Source organism: Micromonospora sp. RTP1Z1, assembly GCF_033804685.1.
GTDB lineage: Bacteria > Actinomycetota > Actinomycetes > Mycobacteriales > Micromonosporaceae > Micromonospora.
In genome coordinates this window covers 114,428-135,029 of the sequence record NZ_JAPFQV010000003.1, presented here as the reverse complement: position 1 = coordinate 135,029, position 20,602 = coordinate 114,428, and the positions used below count along the sequence as shown (strand labels likewise).

General features: G+C 72.6%; 17 protein-coding genes. 8 read left to right on the top strand and 9 right to left on the bottom strand.

The window, feature by feature from the left end; all coding sequences use genetic code 11:
* The first annotated feature begins 72 nt into the window (after positions 1 to 72).
* The 3 genes from SLP03_RS02945 to SLP03_RS02935 all read left to right on the top strand — a co-directional run bounded on the left by SLP03_RS02945 (position 73) and on the right by SLP03_RS02935 (position 4,081).
* Positions 73 to 807: an ABC transporter ATP-binding protein gene (locus tag SLP03_RS02945; protein WP_319458921.1), complete on the top strand. Its 735-nt coding sequence runs from the start codon at positions 73 to 75 to the stop codon at positions 805 to 807.
* Positions 804 to 3,518, top strand: coding sequence for an FtsX-like permease family protein (locus tag SLP03_RS02940; protein ID WP_319458920.1), 2,715 nt, complete (start codon positions 804 to 806; stop codon positions 3,516 to 3,518). Before SLP03_RS02945 ends, SLP03_RS02940 begins: the two co-directional genes overlap by 4 nt.
* A 68-nt stretch (positions 3,519 to 3,586) precedes the next feature.
* On the top strand, positions 3,587 to 4,081 hold the full coding sequence (locus tag SLP03_RS02935) for a nitroreductase/quinone reductase family protein (protein WP_319458919.1): 495 nt from the start codon (positions 3,587 to 3,589) through the stop codon (positions 4,079 to 4,081).
* A 155-nt stretch (positions 4,082 to 4,236) separates the two neighbouring features.
* Here the strand turns inward: SLP03_RS02935 and SLP03_RS02930 are convergent, their stop codons facing one another.
* A complete protein-coding gene (locus SLP03_RS02930) occupies positions 4,237 to 4,953 on the bottom strand; it encodes a VIT1/CCC1 transporter family protein (RefSeq protein ID WP_319458918.1) in 717 nt (238 codons plus the stop codon).
* Entirely contained in the window at positions 4,950 to 5,807 is an 858-nt protein-coding gene (gene map, locus SLP03_RS02925) for a type I methionyl aminopeptidase (RefSeq protein WP_319458917.1), read from the bottom strand. The genes SLP03_RS02930 and map overlap by 4 nt, the downstream gene beginning before the upstream one ends.
* A gap of 95 nt (positions 5,808 to 5,902) precedes the next feature.
* On the opposite strand from map, the gene SLP03_RS02920 reads away from it, so the two are divergent.
* Entirely contained in the window at positions 5,903 to 6,217 is a 315-nt protein-coding gene (locus tag SLP03_RS02920; protein WP_319458916.1) for an STAS domain-containing protein, read from the top strand.
* A gap of 49 nt (positions 6,218 to 6,266) precedes the next feature.
* Here SLP03_RS02920 and SLP03_RS02915 read toward each other — a convergent pair whose 3' ends face one another.
* The 6 genes from SLP03_RS02915 to SLP03_RS02890 form a co-directional block, all read right to left on the bottom strand.
* Entirely contained in the window at positions 6,267 to 9,935 is a 3,669-nt protein-coding gene (locus tag SLP03_RS02915) for a SpoIIE family protein phosphatase (RefSeq protein WP_319458915.1), read from the bottom strand.
* 248 nt (positions 9,936 to 10,183) lie between these two features.
* A complete protein-coding gene (locus tag SLP03_RS02910) occupies positions 10,184 to 10,882 on the bottom strand; it encodes a gamma-glutamyl-gamma-aminobutyrate hydrolase family protein (RefSeq protein ID WP_319458914.1) in 699 nt (232 codons plus the stop codon).
* Positions 10,879 to 11,646 (bottom strand): 3-oxoacyl-ACP reductase, encoded by a 768-nt coding sequence (locus SLP03_RS02905; RefSeq protein ID WP_319458913.1) that lies wholly within the window; start codon positions 11,644 to 11,646, stop codon positions 10,879 to 10,881. Before SLP03_RS02905 ends, SLP03_RS02910 begins: the two co-directional genes overlap by 4 nt.
* Before the next feature lie 5 nt (positions 11,647 to 11,651).
* Positions 11,652 to 13,007: an aldehyde dehydrogenase family protein gene (locus SLP03_RS02900; protein ID WP_319458912.1), complete on the bottom strand. Its 1,356-nt coding sequence runs from the start codon at positions 13,005 to 13,007 to the stop codon at positions 11,652 to 11,654.
* 38 nt (positions 13,008 to 13,045) lie between these two features.
* Positions 13,046 to 14,410: a glutamine synthetase family protein gene (locus SLP03_RS02895; protein ID WP_319458911.1), complete on the bottom strand. Its 1,365-nt coding sequence runs from the start codon at positions 14,408 to 14,410 to the stop codon at positions 13,046 to 13,048.
* 176 nt (positions 14,411 to 14,586) lie between these two features.
* The gene (locus SLP03_RS02890; RefSeq protein ID WP_319458910.1) at positions 14,587 to 16,179 is read right to left on the bottom strand and encodes an amino acid permease; all 1,593 of its coding nucleotides are present in this window, start codon (positions 16,177 to 16,179) and stop codon (positions 14,587 to 14,589) included.
* Positions 16,180 to 16,629: 450 nt separating this feature from the next.
* Between SLP03_RS02890 and SLP03_RS02885 the strand changes: the two genes are divergently transcribed.
* On the top strand, positions 16,630 to 16,770 hold the full coding sequence (locus tag SLP03_RS02885; RefSeq protein WP_319458965.1) for a DUF397 domain-containing protein: 141 nt from the start codon (positions 16,630 to 16,632) through the stop codon (positions 16,768 to 16,770).
* A gap of 442 nt (positions 16,771 to 17,212) precedes the next feature.
* Positions 17,213 to 17,908: a hypothetical protein gene (locus tag SLP03_RS02880; RefSeq protein ID WP_319458909.1), complete on the top strand. Its 696-nt coding sequence runs from the start codon at positions 17,213 to 17,215 to the stop codon at positions 17,906 to 17,908.
* Between the two features lie 325 nt (positions 17,909 to 18,233).
* On the opposite strand, the gene SLP03_RS02875 is transcribed toward SLP03_RS02880, so the two are convergent.
* The gene (locus SLP03_RS02875; protein ID WP_319458908.1) at positions 18,234 to 18,503 is read right to left on the bottom strand and encodes a nuclear transport factor 2 family protein; all 270 of its coding nucleotides are present in this window, start codon (positions 18,501 to 18,503) and stop codon (positions 18,234 to 18,236) included.
* A gap of 865 nt (positions 18,504 to 19,368) precedes the next feature.
* Here SLP03_RS02875 and SLP03_RS02870 point away from each other — a divergent pair.
* Together SLP03_RS02870 and SLP03_RS02865 are read left to right on the top strand one after the other, a co-directional pair.
* Entirely contained in the window at positions 19,369 to 19,533 is a 165-nt protein-coding gene (locus tag SLP03_RS02870) for a reverse transcriptase N-terminal domain-containing protein (protein WP_319458907.1), read from the top strand.
* A 140-nt stretch (positions 19,534 to 19,673) separates the two neighbouring features.
* On the top strand, positions 19,674 to 20,468 hold the full coding sequence (locus tag SLP03_RS02865; protein ID WP_319458906.1) for a HEAT repeat domain-containing protein: 795 nt from the start codon (positions 19,674 to 19,676) through the stop codon (positions 20,466 to 20,468).
* Positions 20,469 to 20,602: the final 134 nt, after the last annotated feature.

The window sequence follows — 20,602 nt, the reverse complement described above, 5'->3', positions numbered from 1 at the left end:
GAAGACCAGCACCGTGAGCGCGAGGAGCGAGCCGGGCCTGCGAGCCCCGCAGCCGCGAACGAAGCCGGTTCGGTGAGCGGCCGGGGGGAGGCCGTGCTGGAGCTGCGGGGCGTGCACCGGACCCACGGTGCCGGCGAGGCCGCCGTGCACGCGCTGCGCGGGGTCAGCCTCACGGTCCACCCCGGGGAGCTGGTCGCCGTGATGGGGCCCTCCGGCTCCGGGAAGTCGACCCTGCTGGCGCTCGCCGGCGGGCTGGACCGCCCCACCGCCGGCGAGGTGCTGGTCGAGGGGGCGGCGCTCGGCAGGCTGGACCGCCGGGAGCTGGCCAAGTTGCGGCGGCGGCGGATCGGCTACGTCTTCCAGGACCTCAACCTGCTCGGCAGCCTCACCGCGGCGGAGAACGTCGCGCTGCCCCTGGAACTCGACGGTACGGGCGTCCGGCAGGCCCGCAGGCTGGCGCTGGCCGCGCTGGCCGAGGTGGAGCTGACCGGGCTGGGCGGCCGTTTCCCGGATCAGATGTCCGGCGGTCAGCAGCAGCGGGTGGCGATCGCCCGCGCCCTGGTCGGCGGGCGCCGGCTGGTGCTCGCCGACGAGCCGACCGGGGCGCTCGACTCGCAGGCCGGGGAGGCGGTGCTGCACCTGCTGCGCCGCCGGGTGGACGCCGGCGCGGCGGGGGTGCTGGTCACCCACGAGGCCCGGCACGCCGGCTGGGCGGACCGGGTGATCTTCCTCCGGGACGGGGTGCTGGTCGACTCGACGGCACCGCTGGCCGGCGTCGAGCAGCTGCTGACCGGCAGCGGGCGGTGAGTCGGGGCCGGTTCGCCGGGGCGGTCGGCTCGTGGCTGGTCGCGCTGCGCATCGCGCAGCGGGAGGCGCGCCGGGCGCGCGGGCGTACCGCGCTGGTGCTGGCGATGATCACGCTGCCCGTGCTGGCGCTGAGCTTCACCGCGGTGAGCTGGGACATGGCGCAGCTGACCCGGGCGGAGAAGCTGGACCGGCGGCTCGGGGGCGCCGACGCGGAGCTGCGCTGGTTGGCCGAGAATGCGGTCGTCCAGGACGCCTGGGGGGAGAACTCCTGGCCGGCCCAGGGCGAGACGGGGCCGCGCACCCGCCCGGTCACCGCCGCCGAGATCGCCGCGCTGCTGCCCCCGGGCAGCCGGGTCAGCCAGGTCCGCTGGTGGGTCCCGTTCGAGGTGCGGATCGACGGCCGGAACGTGTCGTTCGGCGCGCGGAGCCTGGACCTGACCGATCCCGTCGCCCGGCCGCGGGCGAGGCTGCGCGCCGGACGACCGCCGACCACGCCCACCGAGATCGCGGTCAGCCCGCCGGCCCTGCGCCGCCTGGGGGTACGCCTCGGCGGCACGGTCCGCACCGCGGACGGCGGCGGGCCGTACCGGGTGGTCGGGGTGGTGGAGTTCCCGGACGACCTGCGCGAGGTGGTCGCGGTGCGACCGGAGGCGCCGGTCGGACCGATCCCCCCGACGGACGAGAGCTGGCTGGTGGACCTGCCCGGGCGGCTGGACCCGGCGCTGGTGGACCGGCTGAACGCGCGCGGGGTGGCGGTGAGCGCCCGCACCGCCGTCCCGGGCCGGGACGACACCGCCGGCGACGCGGTGCCGGTGCCGGACGTGGCGGAGGCGGGCAACGCGGTGCTGGTCGGCGGCCTCGGCCTGCTGGAGGTGGTGCTGCTGGTCGGCCCGGCCTTCGCGGTCGGCGTACGGCGGCGGCGCCGGGACCTCGCGCTGGTGGCGGTGGCCGGCGGGGACCACGTGCACCTGCGCCGCGTCGTGCTGGCCGACGGGGTGGTGCTCGGCGCGGGCGGGGCGGGGCTCGGGCTGCTGCTCGGCGCCGCCGCCGCGTTCGCCGGCCGGCCGCTGATCGAGCAGTACGTCACCTTTGCCCGGTCCGGCGGGTACCGCGTCTTCCCGGCGGCGCTGGCCGCGATCGCCGCGGTGGCGGTGCTGGCCGGGGTGCTCGCCGCACTCGCCCCGGCCTGGGCCGCCGCCCGGGAGGACGTGGTGGCCGGGCTGGCCGGGCGGCGCAGCCCACCCCGGCACCGCCGGCGCTGGCTGGTCATCGGGGTGCTGCTCACCCTCGGCGGCTCCGGCGTCGCCGCGCTCGGTGCCGCCCGGACCACCCCGACGGTGATCCTGGCCGGGCTGATCCTCGGCGAGCTGGGGCTGGTCTTCGGCACCCCGACCCTGATCGGGCTGCTCGCCCGGGCCGGCCGGCTGCTGCCGCTGGCGCCGCGGCTGGCGCTGCGCGACGCGAGCCGCAACCGCTCCTCCGCCGCGCCGGCCATCTCCGCGGTGATGGCCGCGGTCGCCGGCACCGTCGCCCTCGGGGTCTACGTGGCCAGCGAGGACGCCCGCCACCGCGCGGACTGGCAGCCGGGCATCCCACCCGGCAACGTGCTGGTGCTGCGGTCGGACACGTCCGTCGCCGACCTGCCCGCGCTGGCGCAGGTCACCGAGCGGGTCCGGGCCGTCCTGCCGGACGGCACGGTCGCCCGGCTCGAGGTGCCCGCCTGCGCCGCCCCGACGTCCCCGGACGACTACTGCCGCGCGGCGGCGGTGATCCCACCGGACCGGGAGTGCCCGTACGAGCTGACCGAGTACCTGGCCGTCGACGGCCGCCGACGGGCCCTCGCCGACCCGCGCTGCGCCCGGCCGTCGCGCAGCCCGGACGGCCTCTACCTGCCGGCGTACGTGGACGACGGCTCCGCGCTGCCCGCACTCACCGGCGCCCCGGCCGTCGAGGTGGCCGCCGCGACGGCGGTGCTCCGGGCCGGCGGGGTGGTGGTGACCGACCCGCGGCAACTGGTCGACGGGCGGGTGGCCGTCACCGTCAGCCGGGCCACCGCCGGGCAGGACCCGCCGTCCACCGCCGTCACCACCCTGCCCGGGTATGCGCTGCGCGGCGGCGTCCCGGTCGACCGGCTCTTCCTCTCCGCCGCGGCGGCGGCCCGGATCGGCCTGGTGGGCGCGCAGCTCGGCTACGTGGTCGACACCACCGGGCCGCCGACGGTGGCGCAGCAGGAACAACTCGTCGCCGAGCTGCCGCGGCTCGCCTCGCTGCAGGTGCAGGTGGAGCAGGAGGAGCCGTCCTCGGACCGGCGGCCGTTGCTGCTCCTGCTGGCCATCGGCTCCGGCGTGATCACCCTGGGCGCCGCCGGGGCGGCCACCGGGCTCGCCGCCGCCGAGGGCCGCCGGGACCTGTCCACCCTGGCCGCGGTGGGCGCCAGCCCCCGGGTGCGCCGGGTGCTCTCACTCTGCCAGGCCGGCGTGATCGCGGTGCTCGGGTCGGTGCTGGGCATCGTCGCCGGCCTCGGCTCGGCGGTGATCATCCTCTCCTCGGTGAACCGCCGGTACGCCACGGCCTGGCCCGTCGAGACGCCGTACCCGGTGGTGGTGCCCTGGTTGACCCTCGGGGTGCTGGTGGTGGTGCCGCTGCTCGCGATGCTCGGGGCGGGGCTGGTGACCCGGTCCCGGCTGCCCGTGGAACGCCGGCTGGAGTGACGGTCTCCGATGTGGACCGGCCCGGTCGGGGGGTGCCGCCGCGGCGGCGGAGCCGACAGACTGGGCCGGTGTCCGTCCTGGGAACCCTCACGCGCCGGCTCGGCCACCAGAAATGGTTCGGCGCCACGATGCGCCTGCTCGTCCCCGCCGACCGGATGATCGGCCGACTCACGAAGGGCCGGGTGGTCGCGTTGGGCCTGGCGCCCTCCCTGGTCATCACCACCACCGGCCGCCGCTCCGGTCAGCCCCGCAGTAACCCCCTGCTGTACGTGCCGGACGGCGACGCGTACGTGGTGATCGGGTCGAACTGGGGGCAACAGCACCAGCCCGGCTGGGCGATGAACCTGCTGGCCCAGCCGGCCGCCGAGGTGGACGTCAAGGGGCGCCGGATCCCGGTGCGCGCCGAGGCGGCCACCGGCCCGGAGCGGGAGCGGCTGTGGCAGCTGCTGGTCACCGAGTGGCCCGCGTACCGGACGTACGCCGAGCGGGCCGGTGACCGGGAGATCCGGATCTTCCGGCTGGTCCCGGTCGGCGCGGAACGGACCGGCGCCGACCCGTCCTGACTTCCGGGCGCGCCACGCCGGCCCGATGGTACGAGACCGACCAGGCGCTGCTGATGCTCGGCGAGGCGCGGCTGGCGGCGGCCACGGTGAACGGGCTGCTCAGCCCGGGAAGGTATGCGCCCGGGAACCGGGGGTGGGGACGGCGGCGGCGTGGGTCAGCCGATGCCACCCTGGATGCCGATGAGGGCGCCGACCAGGTACGTCGCGCCGGCGGCGGCAGCACCGAGCAGGAGCTGGCGCAGGCCGCTGGTCCACCAGGGGCGGTTGGTGAACCGGGCGACGACCACCCCGGCAACGAAGAGCCCCACCCCGCCGACGGCGAGCGCCAGCCAGAGGCTGGTGAAGCCGAGCAGGTAGGTCAGCAGCGGGACCAGCGCCCCGACGGAGAAGCAGAGGAACGACGAGATCGCCGCCGCCCACGGGCTGGGCCGCTCGTCGGGGTCGACGCCCAACTCCTCCCGGACGTGCATCCGCAGCGCCTCCTCCGGGTTGCGCCGGACCGCGTCGGCGACCTGCATCGCCAGGTCCCGCGGCAGACCCCGGGCGACCCACGCCTCGGCCAGCTCGCGGGCCTCCGCCTCCGGGTGCCGCTCCAGCTCGCGCCGCTCCTTGGCCACCTCGGCGGCGACCTGCTCGTTGGCCGAGCGGACGCTGGTGTACTCCCCCAGCCCCATCGAGATGGCGCCGGCGACCAGCCCGGCAGCGCCGGTGAGCACGACGCTGCGCGGCGAGACGCCACCGCCGGCGACGCCCGCGATCAGGGCGATGTTGGTGACCAGGCCGTCCATCGCGCCGAACACGGCGGGCCGCAGCCAGCCGCCGGACACGTCCGCGTGGTGCGCCTCGCGCAGCGCCGCCGGGGTCTCGGTCACGGCAGGGTCAGGATCTCGTAGCCCTCGTCGGTCACGACGATGGTGTGCTCGAACTGGGCCGTCCACTTGCGGTCCTTGGTGACCACCGTCCAGCCGTCGTCCCACATGTCGTACTGGTAGGTGCCGAGGGTGATCATCGGCTCGATGGTGAAGGTCATCCCCGGCTCCATGATGTCGGTCGGCCGGGGGCTGTCGTAGTGCGGCACGTAGAGGCCGCTGTGGAACGCCTCGCCGATGCCGTGGCCGGTGAAGTCGCGGACCACGCCGTAGCCGAACCGCTTGGCGTACGACTCGATGACCCGACCGATCACGTTGATCTGCCGACCGGGGGCGACCGCCTTGATTCCCCGCATCATCGCCGTGTGGGTCCGCTCGACCAGCAGCCGGGCCTCGTCGCTCACCTCGCCCACGCAGAACGTGGCGTCGGTGTCCCCGTGCACCCCGCCGATGTACGCGGTGACGTCGACGTTGATGATGTCGCCGTCGGCGAGCACGGTCGAGTCGGGGATGCCGTGGCAGATGACCTCGTTGAGGCTGGTGCAGCAGGACTTCGGGAAGCCCTTGTAGCCCAGCGTCGACGGGTAGGCGCCGTGGTCGACCAGGAACTCGTGCACCACCTGGTCGATCTCGTCGGTGGTCACGCCCGGCTTGCAGTGCTCCCCGGCGAGCTGGGTCGCCTGGGCGGCGAGCCGGCTGGCGACGCGCATCTTCTCGATGGTCTCCGGCGTCTGCACGTGCGAGCCGCGCCACTCCTGAGGGCGCTTCTTGCCCACGTACTCCGGTCGGGCGATGTGGGCAGGCACCGGTCGCCACGGGGAGAGCGTGCCTGGGGTCAGCGGCGCACGGACGGTCATGCCCACAGCCTATCGCCGCACCCCGCGGTGACCCCCGCCACGGCCTGCTGGCGTGGGTTGTTGCCGCGCCCGGCCGGCTGTGCCATTGTGGCTCCGTGGATCAAGGGAGCCTACCTCCCGTCTTCTCCGCCACGGCGGAGGTCGACGGTGATCAGCTCCGTGTGCTGGTGACCGGCGAGGTCGACATGGCCACCGCCGACACCATGTTCCAGGCTGCGCTCCGCGAGCCGGCCAGGCGGGTCACGCTCGACCTCCGCGCGGTCACCTTCTTCGACTCGGCGGCCATCCACGCGCTGGTCCGGCTCGCCCAGCGCTTCCCCGGCACGCTGACCGTGCTGCCGTCCCCCCGGGTCCGCCGGGTGCTGGAGATCTCCGGCCTCGGCGAGCAGGAGTGGCTGCGGCCGGCCTGACCCCACGCGGCCGGCCGGTCCGGCCTCCGGTGTCGCCGGGCGGTCCGGCTCAGTCGCGCAGCTGCCGGCGCAGCGTCACCTCGGTGCCCTCGGCGGTACGGCGCATCGTCAGCTCGCCGAGCGCCTTGATCAGCGTCAGTCCCCGACCCCGGAATCCCGAGTTGGTCGACTCCCGCCACTGCCCGCTGTCGCGGATCGTGGCGATCACCGTGCGGTCCTCGATCGTCACCTCGACGTCGATCACCGGCTCGGCCGGCGACACCGGATGCTCGATGGCGTTCGCGGCGGCCTCGGAGATCGCCACGGTGAGATCGAACAGGTCGTCCTCGTCCACCCGGTGGGCGAGGAGGAAGTCCTCCAACCGCTTGCGCAGCACGCTGAGCCGGGCCGGATCGGCCGGCAGCCGCAACGCGAACCGGTTGAGTTCGGCCGCCTCCAGGGCCAGCACCGCCACGTCGTCGTGCCGGGGTCGCCCGGCGACCCGCTCGACCACCGCGTCGACCACGTCGGCCACGTGCTCGCCGCGGGTGGCGGCGTCCAGCCGCAGCTGGCCCAGCGCCGCGTCGATGCCGAGCTGTCGGTCCTCGATCAGGCCGTCGGTGTAGAGCAGCAGGCGACCGCCGGGGGCCAGCTCACCCTCGACGGTCCCGTACGCCGTCTCCGGGAGCGCCCCGATCGGCGGTCCGAGGGCTCGATCGTGCAGGAACGCCACGTCGTCTCCGCGGATCAGCAGGGGGGACGGGTGACCGGCACTGGCGTACCGCAGGCGGCCGGTGCGCGGGGAGAACCAGAGGCAGACCACGGTGGCGAACGAGCCGCCCTCGGTCGAGCCGACCAGCCGGTTCAGCCGGGTCAACGCCTGGCCCGGGTCCAAGCCCTCCAGGACGTACGCCCGCAGCGCGTTGCGCAGCTGGCCCATCGCGGCGGCGGCCCGGACGCCCTTGCCCACCACGTCGCCGATCACCAGCACCAGCTCGTCGTCGTCGGCGCCGATGACGTCGTACCAGTCGCCGCCGACCTCGACGTCGGCGCTGCCCGGCAGGTACCGGCTGGCCACCACGGCGCCGGGCCGTTGCGGCAGCGTACGCGGCAGCAGGCTGTGCTGGAGGGTGGTGGCGATCCGGTGCTCGGCCTCGTAGAGCTGGGCGTTCTCCAGCCGCACGCCGACCAGGCGGGCCAGCTGGGTCAGCACGGCCTGCTCGGTGCCGTCCCTGTCGCGCCGCCACACCCGCAGCTCGCCCAGGTGTTCGCCGGTGGTGCCGCTGAGCGGCAGCACCACCGACGGCTCGGCGGCGGCCTCACCGCCACCGTCCGCCTCGTAGCGCGCCCCGGTGGCGTTCACCACGACCCGGGCGGCCTCCGTCAGGCTGAGCGCGTGCCGGGCGGCGACCTGCACCACGTCTGCCGTGGAGCGGGCGGTGTTGATCGCCACGGCCGCGTCGGCCAGGGCGTTCAGCCGCCGGATGATCTGTCCGCGCAGCTGACCCAGCTCGACGTTGGCCCGGACCCGGGCGATCAGCTCCTGGCTGGAGAAGGGCTTGGTGAGGTAGTCGTCGGCACCGACGGAGAGCCCGGCGATCGCCTCGGCCGAACCGGCCCGGGCGGAGAGCAGCACGATCGGCACGTGCCGGGTGACCGGGTTCGCCCGCAGCGCGGTGACCAGCCCGAAGCCGTCCAGGCGCGGCATCATCACGTCGGTCAGCACCAGGTCGAACGGGGAGTCGACGGCCAGCCGGAGCGCCTCCACGCCGTCCGGCACGGCCACCACTTCGTAGGAGTGGGCGAGCAGGCGGGTGACGTGTTCGCGCAGGTCCGCGTTGTCGTCGGCGAGCAGGATCCGGCCGCCGCCGGCCGGCGCGTCGGCCGGTCCCGGCAGGCTGGCGGGCGGCCCGACCTCGTCGGTCCAGAGCGCGGTCTCGGCGACGTACAGGCGGGCCTGCTCCGGCTCGGTCAGCGGCATCGGGGCGAGGGTGGCCACCCGGTCGGCGGGCAGGTGCCCGTGTCCGAACGGGACGGTCACGGCGAAGGTGGTTCCCTCGTCGACCCGGCTGTGCACCTCGACCGCGCCGCCGTGCATCTCGACCAGCTCGCGGACCAGCGCGAGCCCGATCCCGGTGCCCTCGTGGGTGCGCGAGCGGACGCCCGGAACCCGGTGGAACCGCTCGAAGACGTGTGGGAGTTCCTCCGGCGCGATGCCGACCCCGGTGTCGACGACCTCGACCCGGGCGGCACCGTCGACCGCCCGCACCCGGACCCGGATCTCGCCGTCGAAGGTGAACTTGACCGCGTTGGAGACCAGGTTGAGGACGATCTTCTCCCACATGTCCCGGTCGACGTGGACCGGCGCGGGCAGCGGCGGGGAGTCCACCATCAGGCGCAGCCCGGCCCGCTCGATCGCCGAGCGGAAGGTGCTGGCCAGCCGGGAGGTGTAGTCGGCGAGGTCGGTGGGCTGGTACCGGGCGGCCAGCCGGCCGGACTCCAGCTGGGAGAAGTCCAGCACGGTGTTGACCAGCTTGAGCAGCCGCAGCGCGTTGCGGTGCATCATGGTCAGCCGATCGGTGTACGCCGGGGGCAGGCCGGGGTCGGCGAGCAGATCCTCCATGGGTCCCAGGACCAGGGTCAGCGGGGTACGGAACTCGTGGCTGACGTTGGCGAAGAAGTTGGTCTTGGCGCGGTCCAGCGCGGCCAGCTCCGCGGCCCGCGCGCGTTCCTGCTCGTACGCCCGCTGCTTGCCGACCGCCCGGGAGATCTGCGCCGCCACCAGGTCGCTGAAGTCGCGGTACTCGTCGGTGAGCGGCAGCCGGCGGGCGAGCCCGAGTACCAGCACGCCGGCCGGCTCGTTGGTCGCGGTGATCGGCAGTACGAGGGCGTGCTCGGCCGCCTCCGGCGGCACCCCGCCGAGCAGGTCGGCGACCGGCACCGTCCGCGGGCCGTCCGGGTCGTCCATGGTCACCGGCGGCGCCTGCGGCGGCCCGCCGACGACCTGGTCGGGTTCGACGCCGGCGCAGCCGGCCAGCGTCGGGCTGCCGTCGGAGTCGTGCAGCCAGAGCAGGCTGAACGGCACGTCCGCCCGGTTCCCGTCGAGGACTCGGGCGGCGACCCCGCCGAGTTCCGGGATGCTCTGCACGTCGGCGAGCTGGGAGCCCAGCTCGGCCAGGACCCGCAGCCGGCGCTCGCCGAGCATCCGGCCGGTGGTCTCGTTGACGAAGCAGAAGACGCCGTTGACGGTGCCGTCGCCGTCGCGGATCGGGTCGTACGAGACGTCGAAGTAGACGTCCTCGAGGAAGCCGTACCGGTCGATCACGAAGGGGTGGTTCTCGCAGCGGTAGGGCTCGCCGGTGCGGCGCACCCCGTCGAGCAGCGGCCCCAGCACCTCCCAGGTCTCCGCCCAGTGGAGGCGGGCGGGCTGCCCGATCACCGCCGGATGCTTCGCCCCGATGGTCGGCCGGTACCCGTCGTTGTAGAAGGCGTGGTGCTCCTCGCCCCAGAACATCACGATCTGGGCGCGGGAGGAGAGCATCATGCTGACGGCGTGGCAGAGGGCCGGGGGCCAGCTCGCCGGGTCGCCCAGCGGGGTGGCGGACCAGTCGAAGGCGCGCAGCCGCTCACCCATCTCGCCGCCCGCGGCGAACGCCGCGGTCAGCAGCGGTGGCAGCTCCGCCTCGCCGGTCCCCGAGGACGAACGTCGCACGCCCTCGCCCCCTTGGGCCGACTTCATGCAGCCTCCCGCTCCGGCCAACGTTCACGACGGCCGGCGAAGCTTCGCCGGCCATCCCCGCGTACTACCCAGACGGAGAGGCAACGTAACGCACCGCAGCCGTTGGTCGCTGATTACCTGCGCCTCATCCTGACGTAACCACCGCCCGTGGGCGAACGCGCGGGCCGGGGCAGCGCCCGGCCTGCGCACGGGCGCGGTCACCGCGCGTCGTCGGCGCGGCAATGTGATCTGTGCAACATGTCCTGGGGTCAGCGGTGACCGGCGCGCGCGGCCTGGACCAGTGCGGCCACCGGGCGCGGGTCCGGATCGATCTCCGGGTGCCACTGCACGCCCAACAGGAAGCGCCGCCGCGGATCCTCGAGCGCCTCCACCACCCCGTCGTCGGCCCACCCGGTGACCGTCAGGTCGCCCGGGTCCGCCACCGCCTGATGGTGGTAGGAGTTGACCCGGTCCACCCCCGCCAGCACCGACCCGGCCAGGCTGTCGGGGGCGAACCGGACCGGATGCGCCCCGTACACCCCGGGCGCCGGCCGGTGCCCGTCGTGCCCGACCACGTCCGGCAGGTGCTGGTGCAGCGCCCCGCCGCGGGCGACCGCGAGCAGCTGCATCCCCCGGCACACCCCGAGCACCGGCAGGTCCGCGGCGAGCGCCGCGGTGAGCAGGGCCAGCTCGCCGGCGTCCCGGTCGGCGCGACTCTCGGTACGCGGATCGTGCGGCTGGCCGTACCGCTCCGGGCCGACGTCGGCGCCGCCGGCGAGGAGCAGCCCGTCGAGGACCCGCAGCACGTCCGCGTCGGCGTCGTCCGGGGGCAGGACCAGGGCCCGGCCGCCGGAGGCGGTGACCGCCCGGACGTACGCCTGCGGCACCAGCGCCGCCGGCACGTCCCGCCACGCCGCCCAGCTGGCCGGCTCCACGTACGCGGTGATCCCGATGAGCGGGCGGCTCACAGCGGGGTCACGTACGCGCCGGTGATGCCGCCGTCCACCACGAACTGCGCCGCGGTCATGAACGACGAGTCGTCGCTGGCCAGGAAGGCCACCGCGGCGGCGATCTCCTCCGGCTGGCCGAACCGGCCCATCGGCACGTGCACCAGCCGCCGGGCGGCCCGCTCCGGGTCGGCCGCGAAGAGCTCCAGCAGCAGCGGGGTGGCGACCGGGCCGGGGCAGAGCGCGTTGACCCGGATGCCCTCCCGGGCGAACTGCACCCCCAGCTCCCGGGTCATCGCCAGCACCCCGCCCTTGCTCGCCGTGTACGCGATCTGCGAGGTGGCCGCCCCCATCAGCGCGACGAAGGAGGCGGTGTTGATGATCGATCCCTTGCCCTGCCGGCGCATGTGCGGGATGACGTGCTTGCAGCAGAGGTAGACGCTGGTGGTGTTGACCCGGAGCACCCGCTCCCAGGCGTCCAGCCCGGTCTCCAGGATCGAGTCGTCGTCCGGCGGGGAGATGCCGGCGTTGTTGAACGCGACGTCCACCCGCCCGTGCCGCGCCGCCACCCCGTCGAAGAGATCCCGGACCGCCGCCTCGTCGGCCACGTCGGTGGCCACGAACTCCCCGCCCACCTCGTCGGCGGCCCGCTTGCCCGCCTCCGGGTCGATGTCGGCGCAGACCACCCGGGCCCCCTCGGCGGCGAACCTCCGCACGGTGGCCAAGCCGATTCCGCTGCCCGCCCCGGTCACCACGGCGACCCGGTCCTGTAGCCGTCCCTGCACTGAGGTCACTCCTCTGTCGAGATGAACACGTTCTTGACGTCGGTGAAGGCGTGCAGCGCGTCCGGACCCAGCTCCCGGCCGAGGCCGGAGCGCTTCATCCCGCCGAAGGGGGTCCAGTAGCGCACCGAGGAGTGCGAGTTGACGCTGAGGTTGCCCGACTCGACCGCCCGGGCCACCCGGACCGCCCGCCCGACGTCCCGGGTCCAGATCGAGCCGGAGAGGCCGTACTCGGTGTCGTTGGCCAGCCGGATCGCGTCGGCCTCGTCGTCGAACGGGAGCACCGAGACCACCGGGCCGAAGATTTCCTCCCGCCAGTGCCGGTCGGCCGGCGACTCGGCGAGCAGCACCGTCGGGGCGTACCAGAAGCCGGGGCCGTCGGGACGTGAGCCGGTGAACGCCACCTTCGCGCCGTCGACGTACCCGCCGACCCGGTCGCGGTGGGCGGCGGTGATCAGCGGGCCCATCTCGGCGGTCTCCGCCGCCGGGTCCTCCACCCGGAAGGCGCGCACGGCCGGTTCGAGGAGTTCCAGGAACCGGTCGTACACCGGCCGCTGGACCAGGATCCGGGAGCGGGCGCAGCAGTCCTGGCCGGCGTTGTCGAAGACGGCGTACGGCGCGGCGGCGGCGGCCTTCGCCAGGTCGGCGTCGGCGAAGACCAGGTTGGCGGACTTGCCGCCCAGCTCCAGGGTGACCCGTTTGACCTGCGCGGCGCAGCCGGCCATGATCCGCGTCCCGACCTCGGTGGAGCCGGTGAAGCAGACCTTGCGCACCGCCGGGTGGGTGACGAAGCGCTCCCCCACCACGCTTCCGGCGCCGGGCAGCACGGTGAAGACGCCCTCCGGCAGCCCGGCTTCGAGGGCCAGTTCGGCGAGGCGCAGCGCGGTCAGCGGGGTCAGCTCGGCGGGCTTGAGCACGACGGTGTTGCCGGCGGCGAGCGCCGGGGCGAAGCCCCAGCCGGCGATCGGCATCGGGAAGTTCCACGGCACGATCACCCCGACCACGCCGAGCGGTTCGTGGAAGGTGACGTCGAGCCCGCCCGGCACCGGGATCTGCTGCCCGGTCAGCCGCTCCGGCGCCCCCGCGTAGTAGTCGAGGACGTCCCGGACGTTCCCCGCCTCCCACCGGGCATTGGAGATGGTGTGCCCCGAGTTGCGCACCTCCAGCAGCGCCAACTCCTCCAGATGCGCGTCCACCAACGCGGCGAACCGCCGCAACACCCGCGCCCGCTCCCCCGGCGCAACCCCCCGCCAAGACTCGTACGCGACCGCCGCCCGCGAGATCGCCGCATCCGTCTCCGCGAGCGACGTGCCGGCCACCTCCGCCACCACCTCCCCCGTCGCCGGGTTCCTGACCTCACTCACGCCCCCACCGTCCCCTCTCCCCCACGATCTTGCCGGCCTCAGAGGCGTTCGAAGCCACGGGCGAGTTCCCAGTCGGTGACGGCGGCGTCGAAGGCGGTCAGTTCCACCTTCGCGTGGTTGGCGTAGTGGGCGATCACCTCGTCGCCGAAGGCGTCCTTGGCGACCGTGGAGGACTCCCAGAGGGCGAGGGCGTCGCGGAGGGTGGCGGGGACCCGCTCGGCGGTCGGGTCGTCGTACGCGTTGCCGGCGCACTCGTCGCCCAGCTCCAACTCCCGCTCGATGCCGTGCACCGCCCCGGCGACCAGGGCGGCGACCGCCAGGTACGGGTTGACGTCGGCGCCGGGCACCCGGTTCTCCACCCGCATGCCCTGCCCGTGCCCGACCAGCCGCAGCGCGCAGGTGCGGTTGTCGGTGCCCCAGCGCAGCGCGGTGGGGGCGAACGAGCCGGGCTGGTAGCGCTTGTAGGAGTTGACGTTCGGGGCGAAGAAGAGGCTCAGCTCCCGCATGGTGTCGAGCAGCCCGGCGAGCACCCGCTGCCCGGTCAGGCTCAGGCGCGCCGGCCCGTCCCCCAGCATCGCGGAGCGGCCGTCGCGGTCGCGCAACGAGAAGTGGATGTGGCAGGAGTTGCCCTCGCGGGCGTTCGGCTTGGCCATGAAGGTGATCGACATGTCCTCCTGGGCGGCGATCTCCTTGGCGCCGTTCTTGTAGATGACGTGGTGGTCGGCGCAGGCCACCGCCTCGTCGTACCGGAAGGCGATCTCGTGCTGGCCGAGGTTGCACTCGCCCTTGGCGCTCTCCGGGGTCAACCCCGCGCCGGCCATCTCGGTGCGGATCCGCCGCAGCAGCGGCTCCACCCGCGCGGTGCCGAGCAGCGAGTAGTCCACGTTGTACTGGTTGGCCGGGGTGAGGTCGCGGTAGCCGCGCCGCCACGCCTCCTCGTACGAGTCGCGGAAGAGCACGAACTCCAGCTCGGTGCCGGCGTACGCGGTCAGCCCGTGGGCGGCCAGCCGGTCCAGCTGCCGGCGCAGGATCTGCCGGGGCGAGGCGACCACCGGGCCGGAGCCGTCCAGCCACTCCAGGTCGGCCAGGAGCATGGCGGTGCCCGGTTGCCAGGGCACCCGGCGCAGGGTGGTGAGGTCCGGCTTCATCGCGAAGTCGCCGTAGCCGCGTTCCCAGGACGACATCGCGTACCCGTCGACGGTGTTCATGTCGACGTCGACGGCGAGCAGGTAGTTGCACCCCTCGCTGCCGTGGGCGACCACCTCGTCGAGGAAGTAGGGGGCGTGGAACCGCTTGCCCTGCAACCGGCCCTGCATGTCGGTCAGGGCCAGCACCACCGTGTCTATCTCGCCGCCCCGAATGGCGACCCGCAGTTCTTCCAGCGAGAGCGGAGCTTTCCTCATCGGCGAGCCTCCATCACCAAGGTCTACCGGCCTAGCGGATCATCGTCAATGCCCGGGGCGGCCGCCCCGGCAAACACCGATCGCCCGCCCGGATCCGGTCCGCGTCAATACCGACACGGCACCGACCCGCGTCATGTCCCGGTCCGCCGAGGGCCGGCGGACCGGGACGTCCGAGGTCAGGCCGGCTCGTCGGCCCGGGCGCCGTCCGGGGCCGGTCGCGGCGCCGGCAGATCGACGGTACGGCGGGGGCCGGTGAACCACTTCCGGGCCGAGGCGTACCACCAGACGGCGACCAGCAGCAGCACCCCGCCCACGGCGATCGGCGCGTAGTTCACCGCCGACCAGGTGAACTCGTCGTTGCCGGGCACCCCGGCGGGGACGATCGGCAGCACGAAGTAGATCGAGATGATCGCGATCTCGACCACCGCGATCCAGCCGAGGAGCTTGTACTTCGGGCCGAGCGTCCACGGCCCCGGGACGAACCGGTCCCCCATCCGCAATCGCAGGAAGATCGGGATGAGGAACGACAGGTAGAGCCCGATCACCGCGACCGAGACCACCGCGTAGAAGGCGACCGGGATGCCGGCCGAGTTCTTGTACAGGGCGGGCAGGGTGAGCACCAGGCCGGCCACCGTCGCCCCGATGATCGCGTTGACCGGGGTGCCGTTGCGGTCCACCCGGGACCAGAGCCGCCAGCCCGGCACCGCGCGGTCCCGGCTGAACGCGTACGTCATCCGGGACATCGAGGTCACGCAGCTCATCCCGCAGAAGAACTGCCCGATGGTGGAGATGATGATGACCGCCTTGAAGAAGAACGGGGTCAGCGCGGTCTCGAAGATCGCCCCGGAGAAGCCGCCGGCGGCATTGATCGCGTCCACGTCGGTGGCGGCGAAGAGGAACGCCAGCAGCAGGATCCAGCCGCCGACCGCCGAATAGAAGATCGACTTCCAGAGGCCGCTGGCGGCGGCCTGCGAGGCGCCCCGGGTCTCCTCGGAGACGTGCGCGCAGGCGTCGAAGCCGGTGATCGTGTACTGGGTGAGCAGGAAGCCCAGCGGCAGCACGTAGAACCAGAAGGTCAGCCCACCGGTGTCGCCGTCGCCGAAGCCGGAGTTGTTGAACCGCTCGGTGAAGACGAACTGGAAGCTCTGGTGGTGGTCCGGGACGAGGAGCAGGATGGCCACCACCACCGCCGCGCCGGCCACGTGCCACCAGACCGAGACGTTCTGCAGGACGTCGATGATGTGGTGTCCGAAGATGTTGATCAGCCCGTGCAGGGCCAGGATCACCACGAAGAGCAAGAAGGTCTGGTGCAGCGTGCCGGCCCAGCCGTCGAAGAGCGCGGAGAGGGTGAGGTTGAGGAACGTCGCGCAGCCGTAGTCCACCGACGCGGTGACCGCGACCAGCCCGACCAGGTTGAGCCAGCCGGTGAACCAGCCGTGCACCGGCCGACCCATCTTCGCCGCCCACCAGTAGATCCCGCCTGCGGTCGGGTAAGCGGACACGAGCTCGGCCATGCAGAAGCCGATGATCAGGATGAACAGTGAGATCAGCGGCCAGCCCCAGGAGATGGCGACCGGTCCACCGTTGTTCCACGCCTGGCCGAAGGTGGTGAAGCAGCCGGCCAGGATCGAGATGATGGAGAACGAGATGGCGAAGTTGGAGAAGCCGCTCCACTTGCGGTGCAGCTCCTGCTTGTAGCCGAGTTCGGCGAGCCGTCGGGCGTCGTCGTCCATCGGTTGCTCGGCGGTCGGCGCGGGCGTGGTGGCCACTGCACACCTCCTCGAGGTGGTTCCCCAGGTACGAGTGGGCAAAGTGTGGTCCTGCCGATCAAGGGGGTCAATACGACGGCCGTGGGAATCTCACCGCCGCCGCGGCTAATTCCGTTGCCGGACCGGCCCTCCCGGCCGCATCCTTGACCCCGTGGCCAGGCCCGTTCGCGACGGGCCACCGCCGGGCGCTCGGCAACGCCCGGTCCGCGACGGCGCGGGGTGCTCACCTCTCTCTCACTCGTACGGCGATCCGCCGTACCTTCCGGGCACCCCGCGCCGCCGCCCCCGCCTCCGCGCGGTCCCGCTCCGGTGAACAGGGCCCCGGTGCCGCTGGTTGCCGCCAGCGATCACCGGTGCACTGCTCGTTCGGGTGGGCAAGGGTGGTCAGCCGCGGGCCCTGTCCCAGGCGAGGAAGCGCTCGGTGAGGTCCAGCCTCGTCTGCGAGTGGAGCTGGCCGAGCTGGTCGGTCGCCTCAACCAACAGCCCGCCCAGGTAGACCAGCACCGCGACAGCAAGGACAGGAACGGCCCCGCGCTGACCTTCAGTCCGGCCGCTTGGACGGCCTTCGTCGAACACACCAAGCAGTCCTGAGCCAACGTAGAAGACGCCTTCTGGGCGCGATGATGGCGGGCCTCTTCATGCTTGAACAGCCGCACCCCGCTGGACGGCCTCGGGCACTTGCCAGTTGGTCCAGTAGGCGGACGCTTGCTACGGCCGAAACCGGTCGGCTCTGGTAACGCTCAGTGATACGGACTGACGGTGGTAACGGCTCCGTGCGCTTGTCGAGGAGAAGTCGGGTGGGCCAAGGCGTGATCTTCGGCTGAGGGTGAAGTCGCAGCGGGTTGCACACTGGTAACCCTGAACGAAGGCCGGCGGGCCCACCGTCGCCCGCCGGATCACAAACCACGCCGTGTACGTCCAGCGTCGTACGGACCCTGCCGCTTCCGGTCGGATGTGTTGCGCCGGCCCAGGGCCTAGCGTCGCCGGTATGGAGCTCTCTCGTACGCCGGCCCGGTGGGTCGGAGGCCTCGGCGTGGCCTGGGTCGTCATTTTCCTGGGCAGCGTGGGTGGTCTGCAGGGTGAACCGCCAGCGTCCGACGCGCCGCTGGCAGAACTCCGCGACTTCTTCGCGGACAACGGCACCCGCTACCTGGTCGGGGACTTCCTCGCCGGTACGGCCTTCATGCTGCTCTTCATTCCGTTCATCGTGTTCCTGCCGCGGGGGCTCGGGATCGCGGAGTCGGCCTGGTCGCGGATGGCGGCCGTGGGTGCTGCGGCGCTGGTGGCCGTCGGCGGCATGGCCACCTCTTTCCTCGACGCCGTCGCGATCGCCAAGGGCGATCCGCGGATCGACGACGGGGCGCTGACCGCGCTCCTGCAGGCCAACAGCGCAGGCATCGCGCTGATCGGCCTGCCCGCCGCGCTGGTTACGCTCTCGATCGCCGGGATGCTGCAGACGCCGGGTGCCCTGTGGGCTGCTGGGCGGCCGACCGGCGTGCTCCGGGCCACCGCGATTCTCGGCTGGACCGCCACGGTGCTGCTCGTCGTGGGCGCCGCCTTCCCGATCGACGACAACCCACGCGGCCCACTATGGACGGTGCGGTTCTCGAGCTTCGTCGGATTGGCGCTGCTCGTGCTCGTCACGTCGATCCTCGTCCTCACCCGCCGGCCCGACGCGCCCGCCATTGCCGCCGGCCGGTCCGGCGCGGCGGTCGGTGCGCGCGACTGACCATGGAGAAAGCCAAGACCGGCGGTACCCCGTGAGGTGCGCCGCCGGTCGTAGTCGCCAGGTCATTGACTCTTGGACTACCTTGGCTCGACGCGGTCTGGGTCGGCGAGCGGTACGAGCCGTCGCTCGCCGAGACGGGTGATGACCGCCAGCGGCCTGGTCGCCAGGTTGACGACTCGGGCGAGCCCCGGACGGCCCTGTCGCTGAAGTAGCCGAGGGCCGATGTCGGCCATGACTGCGGCAAGACCGGGCATCGGGCGACCGAACAGGGTCATTTCACGGATCAGGCCAGCCGGGTCGAGCCGCAGGACTGAGCTTCCTCGATCTACTCCCGGCCGGCAAGAGCGTGGTAGAACAGCGCACGGGTGTCACCGGCACCGACCGCCGTATGGAAGCGGATGCCGCTGATGACGTCGAACGCGGCGCCCAGCATCTCAGCAACCTGATCCCGGCCGCGGAAGCGGAACTTTGCGGTCAGCGGTGAAATCACTTCCACGTCGTCCGCCAGGCATCGAGCGGCCGCCGCCGCGTCACCGCTCTCGCCGGCGGCCTGCCATGCCGCGATCGTCCCGTCGAACGGTTCGGCCTCGCTCACGGCGTCCACCTAGCCTCTCGCGTCGCGATCGTCGGGTGGCTGATTCCGACCCCAGAGTGTGTGCTGGCCATCGATGCCAAAGCGTCCTCATGTAAAGCCGCGAGTCGCGGACGATCGCCAGCCCTGCCGACGCCCTACTTTGCCGAGATGAGGTGCGACACGAGGTCGCACGTGTTGAGTGAGTACGTCGATTGGAGGTCGGGTGTAGATGCCCGAGACGTAGCTCCCGGTCAGTGTCCGAGACCGGTCCCCGCCCTGACGTGCGTGGCTAGTAATGGCTGGGTGCGAAGCTCAGGGGAAAGCCCAAGGACTCCCGCACCGACTGGGAGTCACAGGTGAGGGGAAGGCCGAAAGGGTGAATATGGTGAACCCTCGTTGATGCCTCGTCACGGCAATTCCCCGGGTCGGACATGTGGTGCCGGGGAGATAAAGAGGCTAGCCGCTGAGAGTCGGCAGACGACGACCGAGGACTCATCTACGGTCGTGTGGATACCGTCGCCTCCGGGGTCAAGAGGGCACCCGACCCGGCCGTGTCTCACGCGTGTGGAACGTGGAAACCCCGGCACGGTCCACGACGTCCTCGGATGTCGTGGTAAGCCGACCGTGAGGAGAGCCCAACTCCGTGGCGGGAACAGGACGCCCAAGAAGCGAACGCCGGCAGGCTGAAAGGCAACGGGAAAGCGGGAACGTTTAGACCGGTCCTCCTACCGGTCGTTGTCGTATAACCGGCCGGATACCGGACCTTGTGCCCGGCTGCGAAAGCAGGCTGACGTGTGGCGGGTGAGCCTTTGACGACGACGCACCGCAACCACCCGAACCGAAGGACAAGTTAGACGCGATGACGGCTTTAGCTTTCGATGTTGCGATGGCGGCCCTCGGAGTGAACGGACCTGAGGACGTATCTCCACAGTGGGACACCGTCGCCTGGCGGCGCCACGAGGAGAACGTACGGCGGCTACGGGGCAGGATCTTCAAGGCGACGAAGGAAGGCGACTGGCCCAGGGTCAGGAACCTGCAGAAGCACACCTGAAATCGCCCAAGCGGCTTGCTTGAGCCGTGTGCCGCGACGAGTGGCACGCACGGTTCTGAGGGGGGCGGGACGCAGCAATGCGTCCCGCCTACCCGACTGCGTTGTTCGTCGCTCCGATCGTGTAGGGCGCCCGAGAACTCGTGACCGTCACCACCCGCCAGCCGGCTACCATCCTGGCAATGGCGGAGTTCGTGCACATCACCGTGGCGCAGTCGGCTCGACGCATCGAGCGCTCGGGAATCGCCGCGCGTAGCCACGGGTGGGCCGGCGGACGGGGCGTGTACTGCATGCCGATGCTGCCGTCGTTCACTCTCACCTACCAGTGGGTTCGTGAGCTGCGGCGCTGGCACTCGGGCGTGCTGGTAGGGGTGCACCTGCGGCTGCCCGACGACGAGCCGGTGACCGTCGGGCGCTACGGTGCCCCACCGCGCGACGCCACCGCAGCACGAGCGGTCGCGGCGGTGCGTGAGCTCGACGATCCGCGCGGCTACGAGGTGTTCGTGCCCCGCGCGATCACGAGCGCCGAGGTACGACGGATCCGTAACGTTCCGCAGGGAGTCGGTTGGCGGTACTTGCCGGCAGCCCACGGCCGGCGGCCCTGCCCGTGTCCATCCTGTCTCCCGCGCGGGGGGTACAAGGTGGCCAAGTTGCGCCGCCGCTTCCCTTACGACGAGCCACCCAAGCCGAAGCTTGAGCTGATGATGCGGTTGCGGACGGCGAGCACCGCCGACGAGATCATCGACGTGCTCTGCGAGCTGGGCCAAGGCCGGCGCGGCGGCGCCGAGGAGTTGGCATACCTGGCCGATCATCCCGATCCGGACGTACGCGACACCCTGGTAAGCGTCCTGCGGGTTTACCGCGGTCGCGAAGCGCGGCGGCTACGCGAGCGGTTGCAGCTCAGCGATCCAACAGCGTCGGGTGCGGACAACTGCTGATCGACACCATCGACTCGGCCGGCACCCGTCGTTGCCGACACTGTGGGCTCCTCGGTGTAGGTCATACGGATCTGCCGCCGACCCGGTCTCGCCGTGCGTCACGAGGGGCCGGGGAGCGGGCGCGTGATCCTGCC